This window comes from Geobacillus sp. Sah69, from assembly GCF_001414205.1.
In the GTDB taxonomy this organism is placed as follows: domain Bacteria; phylum Bacillota; class Bacilli; order Bacillales; family Anoxybacillaceae; genus Geobacillus; species Geobacillus stearothermophilus.
This window is the reverse complement of sequence record NZ_LLKS01000025.1, coordinates 44,724-57,316: the sequence shown is the minus strand read 5'-3', so window position 1 is coordinate 57,316 and position 12,593 is coordinate 44,724. Positions and strand designations below refer to the sequence as shown.

18 protein-coding genes are annotated in these 12,593 nt (G+C 54.5%); 14 read left to right on the top strand and 4 right to left on the bottom strand.

Annotated features, from left to right (window positions below; genetic code table 11):
- Positions 1-17: 17 nt before the first annotated feature.
- Positions 18-377: a YugN family protein gene (locus AP057_RS04870; RefSeq protein ID WP_055358195.1), complete on the bottom strand. Its 360-nt coding sequence runs from the start codon at positions 375-377 to the stop codon at positions 18-20.
- A gap of 175 nt (positions 378-552) precedes the next feature.
- Between AP057_RS04870 and AP057_RS04865 the strand changes: the two genes are divergently transcribed.
- The 7 genes from AP057_RS04865 to AP057_RS04835 all read left to right on the top strand — a co-directional run bounded on the left by AP057_RS04865 (position 553) and on the right by AP057_RS04835 (position 4,113).
- Entirely contained in the window at positions 553-978 is a 426-nt protein-coding gene (locus AP057_RS04865; RefSeq protein ID WP_033010272.1) for a CBS domain-containing protein, read from the top strand.
- A gap of 125 nt (positions 979-1,103) precedes the next feature.
- A complete protein-coding gene (locus tag AP057_RS04860; protein ID WP_055358194.1) occupies positions 1,104-2,111 on the top strand; it encodes a CAP domain-containing protein in 1,008 nt (335 codons plus the stop codon).
- 81 nt (positions 2,112-2,192) lie between these two features.
- Entirely contained in the window at positions 2,193-2,576 is a 384-nt protein-coding gene (locus AP057_RS04855) for a YlbD family protein (RefSeq protein WP_055358193.1), read from the top strand.
- A gap of 12 nt (positions 2,577-2,588) precedes the next feature.
- Entirely contained in the window at positions 2,589-2,822 is a 234-nt protein-coding gene (locus tag AP057_RS04850) for a YlbE-like family protein (RefSeq protein ID WP_033010269.1), read from the top strand.
- 40 nt (positions 2,823-2,862) lie between these two features.
- Complete coding sequence (locus tag AP057_RS04845) at positions 2,863-3,234, top strand: hypothetical protein (RefSeq protein ID WP_033010268.1); 372 nt, start codon at positions 2,863-2,865, stop codon at positions 3,232-3,234.
- Between the two features lie 145 nt (positions 3,235-3,379).
- Complete coding sequence (locus AP057_RS04840; protein WP_055358192.1) at positions 3,380-3,826, top strand: YlbF family regulator; 447 nt, start codon at positions 3,380-3,382, stop codon at positions 3,824-3,826.
- A 17-nt stretch (positions 3,827-3,843) separates the two neighbouring features.
- Positions 3,844-4,113 carry a YlbG family protein gene (locus AP057_RS04835; RefSeq protein ID WP_050368475.1) on the top strand — a complete coding sequence of 90 codons (270 nt, stop codon included), beginning with the start codon at positions 3,844-3,846 and terminating at the stop codon, positions 4,111-4,113.
- 37 nt (positions 4,114-4,150) lie between these two features.
- Here AP057_RS04835 and AP057_RS04830 read toward each other — a convergent pair whose 3' ends face one another.
- Positions 4,151-4,540, bottom strand: coding sequence for a hypothetical protein (locus AP057_RS04830; protein ID WP_055358191.1), 390 nt, complete (start codon positions 4,538-4,540; stop codon positions 4,151-4,153).
- 358 nt (positions 4,541-4,898) lie between these two features.
- Between AP057_RS04830 and rsmD the strand changes: the two genes are divergently transcribed.
- Entirely contained in the window at positions 4,899-5,507 is a 609-nt protein-coding gene (gene rsmD, locus AP057_RS04825) for a 16S rRNA (guanine(966)-N(2))-methyltransferase RsmD (protein ID WP_055358190.1), read from the top strand.
- On the top strand, positions 5,473-5,967 hold the full coding sequence (gene coaD / locus AP057_RS04820; RefSeq protein WP_055358189.1) for a pantetheine-phosphate adenylyltransferase: 495 nt from the start codon (positions 5,473-5,475) through the stop codon (positions 5,965-5,967). Before rsmD ends, coaD begins: the two co-directional genes overlap by 35 nt.
- Before the next feature lie 139 nt (positions 5,968-6,106).
- On the opposite strand, the gene ylbJ is transcribed toward coaD, so the two are convergent.
- Positions 6,107-7,342, bottom strand: coding sequence for a sporulation integral membrane protein YlbJ (gene ylbJ / locus AP057_RS04815; protein ID WP_055358188.1), 1,236 nt, complete (start codon positions 7,340-7,342; stop codon positions 6,107-6,109).
- 132 nt (positions 7,343-7,474) lie between these two features.
- Between ylbJ and AP057_RS04810 the strand changes: the two genes are divergently transcribed.
- Positions 7,475-8,263, top strand: a complete 789-nt coding sequence (locus AP057_RS04810; RefSeq protein ID WP_055358187.1) for a patatin-like phospholipase family protein — start codon at positions 7,475-7,477, stop codon at positions 8,261-8,263.
- Complete coding sequence (locus AP057_RS04805) at positions 8,260-9,279, top strand: SepM family pheromone-processing serine protease (protein WP_055358186.1); 1,020 nt, start codon at positions 8,260-8,262, stop codon at positions 9,277-9,279. The genes AP057_RS04810 and AP057_RS04805 overlap by 4 nt, the downstream gene beginning before the upstream one ends.
- Here the strand turns inward: AP057_RS04805 and AP057_RS04800 are convergent.
- The gene (locus AP057_RS04800; protein WP_047818092.1) at positions 9,252-10,472 is read right to left on the bottom strand and encodes a nucleotidyltransferase; all 1,221 of its coding nucleotides are present in this window, start codon (positions 10,470-10,472) and stop codon (positions 9,252-9,254) included. The genes AP057_RS04805 and AP057_RS04800 overlap by 28 nt on opposite strands.
- A 327-nt stretch (positions 10,473-10,799) precedes the next feature.
- On the opposite strand from AP057_RS04800, the gene AP057_RS04795 reads away from it, so the two are divergent.
- From AP057_RS04795 to AP057_RS04790, 3 genes are all read left to right on the top strand, one after another.
- Positions 10,800-11,348: a DUF177 domain-containing protein gene (locus AP057_RS04795; protein ID WP_033010255.1), complete on the top strand. Its 549-nt coding sequence runs from the start codon at positions 10,800-10,802 to the stop codon at positions 11,346-11,348.
- A gap of 138 nt (positions 11,349-11,486) precedes the next feature.
- Positions 11,487-11,660: a 50S ribosomal protein L32 gene (rpmF, locus tag AP057_RS16040; protein ID WP_011230605.1), complete on the top strand. Its 174-nt coding sequence runs from the start codon at positions 11,487-11,489 to the stop codon at positions 11,658-11,660.
- Between the two features lie 147 nt (positions 11,661-11,807).
- The gene (locus AP057_RS04790; RefSeq protein WP_055358185.1) at positions 11,808-12,563 is read left to right on the top strand and encodes an enoyl-CoA hydratase/isomerase family protein; all 756 of its coding nucleotides are present in this window, start codon (positions 11,808-11,810) and stop codon (positions 12,561-12,563) included.
- The last annotated feature ends 30 nt before the right edge of the window (positions 12,564-12,593 follow it).

The window sequence follows — 12,593 nt, the reverse complement described above, 5'->3', positions numbered from 1 at the left end:
TCTCATGCGTTTTTTCTTTACTCTTTCGTCTTTTCAATTTCGTGTTTGACTTGCTCCAATACTTTTTGGCATTGGCCGACAAGGGAAGATGGAAAATGCTCATCTTCACCATATTCAACGCCATGCGGATAGTAATGTTTCCCTAAAATCGGTGTGAGCAGTTTAATGAGTGCATAGCGCGAGTCGACATCCCCTTCGATCGCGTACCCTTGAACACGCAAATAGTATGTTCCCTCTTTAATCACGTATTTCCGGTCGTATGTGACCCGTTCGTAATCCCACTGCGCCGCGCGTACAAAACCGTGGCGCGCCATGATGTCATCAAGGCGGGACAGTTCAACCGTTTGATTTTCAAGACCGCTATTGTCAAATTTCATGTTTCTTCCTCCTAACAACGCAGGTATGTAAAGCGCCAAAAAGGAAATCGTCCCTTCATTTATAATAGTACGAAAACGGTTTGCATTTCAACGAATTGTTTGCTATTGTTTCTGTTTTGCTTGCATTTTTTCTCGCTGCCGGATGCACAATAAAAGCAGAAAGGAGAGACGGACAATGCAAACGGTGCGGGACATCATGTCGACGGATGTGCAATATTGCACCCCGCTTGACAACATGTATGAAGTGGCTGTAAAAATGCGTGAATTTAATGTTGGCGCCATTCCGATCGTCGATCAAGGCCGCCTCGTCGGAATGATTACGGACCGCGATTTAGTCGTGCGCGGCATCGCGGAAAAACATCCGGGTTCAACGGCGGTGACCGAAGTGATGAGCCGCGAGCTGGTGACGGTGTCGCCGGACGATTCCGTGCAAAAAGCGGCGGACATCATGGCGCGCCATCAAATTCGCCGTCTCCCGGTCGTTGAAGGCGGCCGTTTAGTCGGCATCGTTGCACTCGGCGACTTGGCGACGAACCGTTATTCGGATGAGAGCGCCGGCCGTGCGCTGAGCGAGATTTCTGAACAACATCGCGTCCATTGACTGAATACGGACAGACATTGTTTCTTGAAGGGAAGGGCGGTCTTTTTGGACGCCCCTTTTTTTTGCCTGTGAAAAACGGCTATAATGGCAATAAGGAGATTGTTGCAGAAAGCGGGAGTTGCCGTGTGAAATGGTTTTTTCTTTTTTTGTTCTTATTGATCGGGTTTTACTATTTTGTGCCGAGTCCGCCGCCGCAAAGCCCTCCGGAGCAGCCCAAAACAAATGGATACACGCTGAAAGAACCGAAAGCAACCGCCGGCGTCGCTGCGTTGATTGGCCGGCCGGCGCAAGAGGCGGAAAAGCAGTTCGGCGCGCCGGATCGAATTGATCCGTCAGCTTATGGCTACGATTGGTGGGTGTACAGCCGCCGCCCTGAATCGTATTTCCAAATCGGGGTGCTTGGCGGCAAAATCGTCACGGCTTTAGTCGGCGGGGAAAAGGTGAACGTCGAGCCGTTTGCGATTGGCCAGCGTCTGCAGACGATTTTCCAAACGATGCCCGTCCTGTCCAACATTAAGATTACACTAAGCAGCGGGACGTACCGGTTTGAGCTGTCGGAACAAGATTATTCCTCAAGACCGGTCGTTAAAGTGGGAGAGGCGTATGCCCAGCTGTACATCGACCGGTTTACCGGCCGTGTGGCCGCTGTTCGCCTCATGGACGCAGAAACGTTTGTGAAACTGCGGCCGTATGAGCTTGTGTACCGCGGCCGCCTGCCCGCGGCTACTCCGTTGTCAGAGAAAGAACAGCGGCAGGTCGATGCGGCCAATGCGAAGCAAATTTTTGACTGGACGAACTTGATCCGACGCCGTCATGAGCTTCCCCCCCTTGTCTGGGACAGCAAAGCCGCCATGGCTGCCGCCAAGCATAGCCAGGATATGCATGACCACCAGTTCTTCTCTCATGAATCGCCGCAATACGGCGATTTATCCAAACGGCTTGGCGCCTTGGGCGTTTCATTTCAGCTCGCTGGGGAAAATATTGCCGCTCATCAAGTAGATGGCGTCGAGGCGACGGTTGGGTGGCTGAACAGTCAAAAGCACCGGGAAATTATGCTGAATGCGGAATTTACCCACCTTGGCGTCGGCGTTTATGCCGATTATTATACGCAAAATTTCCTGACGCCGCTATGAAAATTTGGGCGCACCTTTGCCTGCTGGGAGCGATATGATATGGCAGATAGGCATGAGTGGATGAAAGGGATGAAAACGGTTATGGCCAAGCCTCTGCATCCTTCCGTTGAACAGTTCAAACAGTTTGTCAAAAAACACCCGAAACTCATTCAAGAGGTGCGCAGCGGCAAAAAGACGTGGAAGCAAGTGTATGAGGACTGGTACTTGTTCGGAGAGGATGACGACATATGGGAACCGTACCGAGACGCAGGCGGCAAGGAGAAAAGAGAGGAAAAGGGAGCAAGCAAATGGCTTGATAAGCTCGCGGCGATGCTTGGACAGCTTGACGCGGCAGAAGTGCAAAAACACTTGGCAAGCGTCCAACAGGCCCTCGCTGCGATCCAGGGCATTCTGTCTGAATTTCAAGGAGCCAGTTCGCAACGGCCCAACAAAGAGGAGCATCCGTTTTCGTTTCGCCAAGACTAAAGGGTGGTAGCAATGAGAAGAGATGTATGGCAATATGTGCAGGCAAACCCGATGTTGCGCGCGTTTGTGCGTGAACAGCCGCGCTGGTACCGGCTGCTCGCTCGCCGTCCGCACGAGCTGTCGGCGCTCCAGTTGGCCGCCTTGCGCCATTACGGGCAGACGATCCCCGATAAAGTAGAAAAAATTTCCCAATCGTTGCAGATGGCCTCTCTCATGTGGCAAATGTTTAAAGCGCTGCGCGACTAATTTGGCGGCAAACGGCAAAGACTAGCTCTGAAAGGGAGTGATGCCTTTGCCGAAATGGCTTGTATGGTTCGGGTGTGTGGTGCTGTTATGGGCGTATGCCGGCGGACGGCCGGAGACGGCAGCGGCCGCTGTTCATGCGCCGACAGCGAATCACCCATGGCATGTCAAATATGAAGTGAAAGGGCATGACGTGCTCGTGGAATGTTTGGCCGCGCAATTTCCGTTTCGCAAAGGAGAGGGGGGCGGCCATATCAACGTGTATCTCAATGGACAGAAAATGACGGAAGTGTATACGGCCGCCTTTATCGTGCGCGGCCTGCCAAGCGGAAAGCATATGATCCGCCTTGAGCTCGTCTATAACGATGGAAAGATGACCGGCATGATGCATGAATTTGAAGTGACGATCCCGTAAAGCTCGACAGGAGACAAGGCTATCCGGCAGAGTCTCTTTCTGACTTCGGATAGTCTTTTTTTGCGCTCTTCTTTTCCTTCATGATCTCCTCCCTTTCCATTTTCCTTTTATTCATGGTATGATGAAAGATGGAGGTGCTATATTTGTGAGGATCGCTACTCTCGAGCGCATCGAGATTTTGGATAAAGCAGAATCGTTGGCGAAAATGGTTGTCGAGTCGGAGGTGGCGGATGAATACCGCCGCGCGTTTCGGCGGCTCAAACAAGACCGCCGCGCTCAGCAGCTGATCGCCCGTTTCGTCAAGCTGAAAGAGCGGTATGAGGAGGTGCAGCGCTTCGGCAAATACCATCCCGATTACCGCAACGTGATGAAAGAAGTGCGTGAGGCGAAACGGGAGCTTGATTTGCATGAGACGGTGTCCGCCTTTAAAGAGTCGGAAAAAGCGCTGCAACAGCTGCTTGATGACATTAGCGTGTTGATCGGCAAGGCTGTCTCGGAACATGTCAAAGTGCCGACCGGGAACCCGTACTTCCTGTCAGCCGGCTGTTCCGGCGGCTGCAGATCCGGCGGAGGCTGCGGCTGCCGAGCATAGAAAAAGGGGAAAGGACTATGTTTCCAAAACGGCAAGGGATTATCGTTTGGCTTCATTCATTGAAATACGGGAAGCAACTGCGCAAATTCGGCAACATTCACTATATTTCAAAGCGGCTGAAATATGCCGTTCTGTACTGCGACATGGAGCAAGTCGACCATGTGATGAAAAAACTGGCGGCGCTCCCGTTCGTCAAACGCGTTGAGCCGTCGTATCGTCCGTTTTTAAAGCTGGAGTTTGAATCGAAAGGGGAAAAAGAGAAAGACTCCCCGTATCCGCTTGGATGAAAGAAAAGAGCGGGCCTTAGCCCTGCTCTTTTTTTGGCTATTGGAGCGGCGGGATGAAGCGGTTCATTCGCATAATGCCGATTAAGTGCTGATAATATAAGTCGAGTTCCGAGAACATCGTTGACGGCTTGACGTCGAGATGGATGACGCCAAAGCCAAGCTCCTTCGCGGTTTCCGCAAACAAATCGTACCGTTTGTTCGGTTTGACGGAGGGATCGGGAACACCTTCACGGCAAATGTAAAGCGGTTGAAAGTCGCCCGGGTCGGTTGGGTGGAGCACAACAACCAAGGAGACGACCGCCTGGCCTTTTTTCACCGTATGGAAAGCAAAAAAGCCGGATAAACGGTGGCGGTTGGCGCGCGCCAGCTCCATCAGCTCATATATATCGGAATAGCCTTCGCCAAGTTCGATAAAACGCTGGATCATGTACGGTCCTCCTTGCGATCATCGTCCATTCATAACTTTACCGGTCCATTGCAGAAATTGCAATCAAAAAAAAACCTTGCGGACAAACGATCCGCAAGGCCCTTTCCAATTCCTTGCCTCCGCGCGGGTCGGAACAGGGAACGGAAAGAAAAAGAAAAGGGAGAGGAGAAACCGGAGGAAGAACTTATGGGGAAACGTAAGTCTTCTCCGTCATTGGCAACAACGCCATCTACGGTGTTGCCATTACTCATTATGGACGGTTTTCTGATTTCTATACACGCGGCTATGAAAAATTCTCAAGTTTGACTATAATAAACATGATAAGACGACCATGAAAACAACGAATTAGGTGAACGCAATGAGAGTCATTTCCGGAACATGCAAAGGTCGGCATCTGCAAGCGGTTCCAGGATTGTCGACGCGGCCGACGACCGACAAGGTGAAAGAAGCGGTTTTTAATATGATCGGCCCGTATTTCGCCGGCGGCATCGGCCTCGATTTGTTCGCCGGCAGCGGCGGCTTGGGCATCGAAGCGCTTAGCCGCGGGCTTGAGCGCGTCATTTTCGTCGATCATGACGGAAAGGCCGTGCAGACGGTCCGAAAAAACGTTGCCGCCTGTGGACTTGAGCGCCGGGCGGAAATTTACCGCAACGACGCCGAGCGGGCGTTGAGGGCGGTGGCGAAGCGAGGCCTGCGCTTTTCCGTCATCTTTCTCGATCCTCCGTACAAGGAGAAAAAGTGGCCGGCGCTGTTATCGTTTATCGCCAACCACGATTTGTTGGAGGACGATGGCGTTGTCGTTGCCGAACATTTGGCTGAGGCCGAGCTGCCGGAAGAAGTCGGCCGCTTGAAGCAGTGGAAGCGGGAAACATACGGCATCACCGGCGTCACTATTTACCGCCGGACTGACGAACAGAAAGGGGACGAACGCGATGGCGAGCATTGCCGTTTGCCCGGGGAGCTTTGATCCGGTGACATACGGGCATTTGGATATTATCAAACGGGGGGCAAAAGTATTTGACAAAGTTTATGTGGCGGTGTTAAACAATTCCTTGAAAAAGCCGCTGTTTACGGTTGAGGAGCGGATGGAGCTGCTGCGCGAGGTGACGCGGACGCTAGAAAACGTGCATGTCGAATCGTTTCACGGCCTGCTTGTTGACTATGCCCGCAGCAAAAACGCCAACGCCATTTTGCGCGGTTTGCGCGCGGTGTCTGACTTCGAGTATGAAATGCAAATTACATCGATGAACCGCGTCTTGGACGAGAACATTGAAACGTTTTTTATGATGACGAACAGCCAGTATGCGTTTTTGAGTTCAAGTATCGTCAAGGAGGTCGCTAAGTATAACGGCGACATCTCCGAACTTGTGCCGCCGGTTGTCGAGGCGGCCCTGAAGCGGAAATTCGCCTCGATGGCCGCCGATTGACGGCTAGGAAAAGGCTGTTCTGTCCAAGGGCGGAACCGATCCGCCGATCCCTTATTTTGCCGGCGGAGAAGCGGGATGCAAAAGCATCGAGAGCCGCCCCGGCGGCCGGATGGCGCCGCGGGGCCGGCAGCGCGGGCAGTCACAAGCGTCCGCGCGTTTTGTTGCTTGCGTTGGCGGCGAGCCATATATAAAGGCACAGAAACAGCATCGTGGCCAGTGGCCCATAGTGCTGCAGCCATTGCCATCTTTCGTGCCAGACGCTCTCTGCGGCGGCGTGCCAAAACACCGGAATATTGCCGGTTTCGTTGCCTGCCGCCCGAAGGTACAACGGCTCCCAAAGCAAATATGTAAATGAAGCCGCAAAAACTCCATGCAGAAAACGGGCGATGAAAAACGGTTGAAAGCGGATGTTGGCCTCAGCGAGAATGCTGGCCACTTGCGCTTGAACGGAAAAGCCACCGAAAGCCAAGACGAAGCTGACGGCCACCGCCTTTTCCAGCAGCTCGGCTTCATCTGTCTGGCTGATCATTTGGCTGCCGAGCGTAATTTCAAACAACCCGGAAAAAATAGGAATATCAAGCTGCTCCGGAAGCTGGACGAGCCGGAGCAGCTGGCGCAGCAAGGGGGCGAGCTGCTCGGTCAAGTGCATCATATACAACAATTGGTTGACGACGGAAAAGAGAATAATAAAGCCGCCGATCATCAACAACGTTTGAACGGAAGAGTGGACGGCATCGCCGAGCAGCTTGCCAAGCGGCTGTTCATTCTTCAGCCGCGTTTTGTGGAGTGTGCGCAGTGCATACGGGAACGAAAACGAGCGCGGCCGCCGCTTCGGCTGCCCCCGTTCTTTCCGGATGCCGTGAAAGCGCATCACTAGTCCGACGGCAATGTTCCCTAAATAATGGGAGACGGCCAGCAACAAACCAAGCTGCGGATTGTTAAAAAACCCAGCTGAAACAGCCCCAAATATAAATAGCGGGTTGGAAGAATTGGTGAACGAAGAGAGCCGCTCGGCCTCGATGGTCGACAGTTGTTTTTCTTGATACAGGCGGGCGGTCAGCTTCGCCCCCGACGGGTAGCCGGATGCCATCCCCATCGCCCAGGCAAACCCGCCGACGCCTGGGACGCGAAAAAGCGGGCGCATAAGCGGCTCCAGCAAGACGCCGAGAAAGCTAACGACGCCAAAGCTGATGAGCAGCTCCGAGACAATGAAAAACGGCAGGAGCGACGGGAACACGACTTCCCACCACATATTTAACCCGCGAATGGATGCTTGGAGCGACTGTTTTGGATAACAAATGAGCGAAAAGGCGAATAACGTCACAGCGGAAGCGAGCAGCGCCGTTTTTAGTTTCGCTCCCCAGTTTCGCTTCAATGTTCTCCCCCCTTTTTTTGCCGTGCGGCCTTGCGCGGTACAACCTCATATAACCTAATATACGAGCATAGGGGGGCGGTTTAGACCATAAGATGAAAGCGAGGGAGAGCCGCAGCAAAGGGGGGGAGAATCGTGCCGCCGAAGATCGGATTGGCGCTCGGGTCAGGGGGCGCGCGCGGATTTGCTCACCTCGGCGTATTGAAAGTGCTACAGGAGGAAGGAATCCCTATTTCTTATTTGGCGGGCAGCAGCATCGGCGCGCTTGTGGCTGTCCTTTATGCGAGCGGCCACGGCCTCAGCCGCCTTTATCGGCTCGCCAAGTCGTTCCGGCGCAACGATTTTCTCGATTGGACGGTGCCGAAAATGGGGCTGATCGCCGGTGAGCGCATCACCGAATTCATTCGTTTGTTGACGAAAGGGAGGCGGATTGAAGAGCTTTCTCCGCCGGTGGCGGTCATCACCGCTGATTTGCAGACGGGGGAAAAAGTCGTGTTTCGGCAAGGGGATGCGGCCCAAGCTGTGCGGGCGAGCATCTCGATCCCCGGCATTTTTGTGCCCGCGGCGGTGGACGGGCGGCTGCTTGTTGATGGCGGTGTCGTGGACCGCGTGCCGGTATCGGTCGTTCGGGCGATGGGGGCTGATCTTGTCATCGCGGTCGATGTTGCCCCGTTGAACAAAGAGGCGGAAATTGCCTCGCTTGTGGATGTCATTTGGAAGAGCCTTGATATTTTGCAAGCCGAGCTCGTCGCCCATCGGGAACTCGCCTCGGACGTGATGATCCGGCCGCGCGTAGAGCAATACAGCTCGCGGGCGTTCACCCATATCGAAGACATTATTGCCCGCGGCGAAGAGGAAGCGCGGAAACAAGCCGGGGCGATCCGCCAAGCGATTGAACAGTGGAAGGAGCCAAAGCACCAATGAAGAAACGAACGTATATAGCGGCGTTTTTCTTTAGCGCCGTCCTTGCCGTTTTGCTTATTTTTATGAAATTGCCGTATTACGTGACGATGCCGGGAAGCGCGCAAAAGTTAACGCCGCTTGTTCATGTTGAGCACGGCGACCGCGATGCGGGGGCGTTCATGTTGACGACGGTCCGCATGGGGCGGGCGAACGTCATCGCGTACTTGCTCGCCCATATCCGCCCTTTTTATGAGCTGCATCCGGTTGAAGAGATTAAACAGGAAGGGGAAAGCGACAAAGAATATACGATGCGTCAGCTAGAACTGATGGAACAGTCAAAGGAAGCGGCGATTGTCGTCGCTTACCGGCACGCTGGAAAGCCGGTTTCATATGAGCCGAAAGGTGTGTATGTGATGAACGTTCTCCCTGACATGCCGGCGGAGGGACGCTTGCAGGCCGGCGACCGCCTCGCCGCGCTCGACGGCCGGCCGTTGACAACGTCGGAGCAAATCATCGACTACATTCGGAAGAAAAAAGAGGGAGACCGCGTCCGCATCGCGTTTGTCCGCGAGGGGGAGCGGCGGGAGGTCGAGCTCCGGCTGAAGCCGTTCCCGCACCATCCAAACCAAATCGGCCTTGGGGTGACGCTCATGACCGATTATGACGTCCGCACCGACCCGCCGGTTGACGTTGACTCGGAACAGATCGGCGGTCCGTCGGCGGGGCTGATGTTTTCGCTTGAAATTTACAATCAGCTCGTTGAAGAAGATATGACGAAAGGCCATAACATTGCCGGCACCGGAACGATCGACATTCATGGGCAAGTCGGCCCGATCGGCGGTGTTTCACAAAAAGTCGTGGCCGCTGACCGCGCGGGGGCGGAAGTGTTTTTCGCTCCGAATGAACACGGCTCCCCGTCATCGAACTACCGGGAGGCGGTGCAGACCGCGAAAAAAATCGGGACGAACATGAAAATCGTCCCGGTCGATACGTTTGAAGATGCGATCCGTTATTTGCGCTCCATGCCGGAAGCGTAAATGGGGGTCGTTGCGTATTCTTCTTTGAGCGCGGCGCTGTACAGCGGCTCAGGAAGGGCGGCTGCATAGACGGCGGCCGCCCTTTTTTCTTGCTCGTAAAGCGGATCGCCGTTCAATTTAGCCGCTTTCGTAATCAGCGGCAGCGCCAGCTCTTTTTTCACCCGCTGCAAGTAGCGGCGGCCGGTTTCGCTCATGCCGAGCAGCCTGATGTACGTAGGATCGGATGTCTTCGTTTGTTCTTCCTTTGTGAAGTTGGTCAGCACGTGCGCGCACATTCGCTGCAGCCTTGTCCACGTGTACCGTTTCGTTTTGACGGCGGCGATGAAAGAAGCGAACGTTTCGGCAACGGTAATTTTTTCCTTCAACCGGTGCTCCACGCCTTCCTCGATTCCGGCCGTGCGGCGCAGTTCCTCCTTGGTTGCCGTCAGCAGCCGATACTTCAAGAGCGGAAAATACGCTTCCCAATCATGCCAGCGCCCATACGTTTGCCGGTATTGGCGCAGCTGCTCGAGCGTCGTTGGAGGGACGTATGGCGCAATCGACGCAAGCTGCCCAGTTTGTCGCAGCGTCTTTCGCACGCTTGTGGCGCTGGCGATCGATGGATGGGAAAACGACTCGTCATGATAGCCAGCGGCGAGGCGGGGAATCGTGCGCGGCATGATGGAGAGCTTGTGCCGCCAAATGGCTTTCACGTAGGCTAATCCGAGCACGTTGTTTGGCTGCGCCAAATCAAGCGGGACGGAGCGGAGCTGATCCCACGCCTTGGCATTCGCTTTCGGAAAGCTTTGCCCACGCTGAAGTTCGGCGCGGACGAGGGCGTCAAACTCCTCTTTTTGCGCAAACAACGTCTTCGCGGCGGCTAAAAAAGCAGCAATGTCGCCGGATTCGCTCCCAAAGCAAAGCTCTTCGCAGCCGAGGGCATCGAGCAGCCGCACCGCTCCATCGGCAAATCGCTCCGCCGCCTGAACGGCGAAGGCATATGGCAGTTCAATGACGAGATCGACGCCGGCTGCCAGCGCCATTTTGGCCCGCGCCCATTTTGAAACAATGGCCGGCTCGCCGCGTTGCAGAAAATTTCCGCTCATGACGGCGACGAGGCAGTCCGCTCCTGTCTTTTCACGCGTCTCTTGCAAGTGATATCGATGGCCGTTATGAAATGGATTGTACTCGACGATCACGCCAACAGCTTTCATGGCCGCTTCCCCCCATGGAACGGACGTCGCTCGGCGCTGAAACGATGGCTCGTCATAAGCGCACCTCCTGTCTCTCATCTAGTATGGAACATGCGGCGGTAAAGATCAACCTAGGAAGGGCGTCGTGATGTTGTCGTCCGGTTTTGGCGGAACGCGTCGAGCCGCCGGAGGCATATGTGCATGCAAGTAACAGAATTTAGAAATAATGGAAGTATACCTTTCCTGTTGCCTCTTCTTTTTTCAGGCGTCCGGATGGTTGTAAAGAAAAAACATTGACAAAAATAGAAACGGAACGTATAATTTTATTCGTTGCCTTGAGGTGATTGTATGAAATGGACGGTTCAACAGCTTCGCCGTTTTCAGCACAAGGAAATGGCGATTGACGAGACGGTTGACGTGTCTGATTTGAAACAAATCGACACGTTGATCCGTGATATTTCGCTTGTCCGCGTTCAAGGGAAAGCGGACGTCGGTTCGACAAAGTTTACATTTCATTTGACGCTGTCAGGAACGATGGTATTGCCGTGTTCGCGGACGCTCGTCGACGTGACACACCCGTTTTCCATCAAGACGACGGAAACGTTTTTTGTTGATGGCGGCGACGTCGCTGAAACGGATGAAGACACCCATATCGTAACTGGAAACACGGTTGATTTAAACCCAATTATTCGCGAGCTCATCCTGCTTGAAATCCCGTTGCAGCTCATCGCCGACAACCCGGGGGCTGACGGGGCGCCGCAACACGGGGAAGGATGGGACGTTCTCACGGAAGAACAATGGGAAAAAACGCTGGAAGAGCGGGCGGCGAACAAGGTCGACCCTCGTCTGGCAGGATTGGCTAAGTTTTTTGATGGAACGAAAGAAACTGATGGCTGACCGGCGTTGCCGGCCGATGGCGCCGACCAGAACGCGCACCGTCCGGCAGCTGCCTTGCCTGCCGGCGGACTGCCTTGAACAAGCGGCTGCCCGTCGGCAGCGATACGCTGAATGTGCCGGACAAGGAGGTGGAAAACGATGGCAGTACCTTTTAGAAGAACATCGAAAACGAGAAAACGACTGCGCCGTACACACTTTAAACTGCAAGTGCCGGGCATGGTGCAATGCCCGAACTGCGGCGAATGGAAATTGGCGCACCGCGTCTGCAAAGCATGCGGTACGTACAAAGGAAGAGATGTCGTCAACAAATAATGGCCGACATCAAGCGACAGGCTGTCCGAAAAGCGGGCAGCCTTTTTTATTGGCAGTGAACAATCGACAACGTACGTCCACGCGTTTGTTTTTTTCGCTGCTGGCAGGAAAAAGGGGGGGACGATGACCAATTGTCGAGGAGTGCTGATGGAAGCGATGATGGAGCAGCGTGACGGCGTCGCCTTGTTTACGATTTGCCGTCCCGAAAAACGGAATGCAGTCAATTTTGCAGTGATGGAGGCGCTTGAGGGAGCGCTGAGCGAGGCGGAAGCGGATGAGCGGGTCAAAATATTTGCCATCACGGGCGCTGGCGATGAGGCTTTTTGCTCGGGCGGCGATTTACACGAGTTCGGGCCTTTGCGCGGCGCTGAGGCGAAACAGATGCTGACGCGCATGGGGGAGGTGCTCTACCGGCTGCTGACGTTTCCGAAACCGACGGCCGCGCTCGTCAATGGCGCCGTGATGGGAGGGGGCTGCGAGCTGGCGACGGCCTGCGATTTCCGTTTTGTCAAAGAAGGAAGCCGAATCGGGTTCATTCAAGGGCGGCTCGGCATCACAACCGGCTGGGGCGGCGCCTCGATGCTGTTCGGCAAACTGCCGTACGCGCGTGCCCTCGATCTATTGCTGCGCGCTGAACCGATGACAGCGGAAGATATGGAAGCGTGCGGGTGGGCTGATTCGGTCTTGGCGGCTGACCACTGGCGCGAGCAATGGCAGGCGCGGCTCGCCCTTTATGCCGCGCGGTCGCTCGCTGTTTTAGAAGCCTATAAGGCGGCAGCGGGCGAAAAATGGCGAACAGCTTGGTTTCGTGAGCAATTTTTCGCTGAAATCGACCGTTGCGCCGCACTATGGGGGTCGGTTGAACATGAACAGGCGTTGCATCCTTTTTTTCGCAAGCAGTAATTTTTTCCTTCTACTGTTTCTATTAGCCGC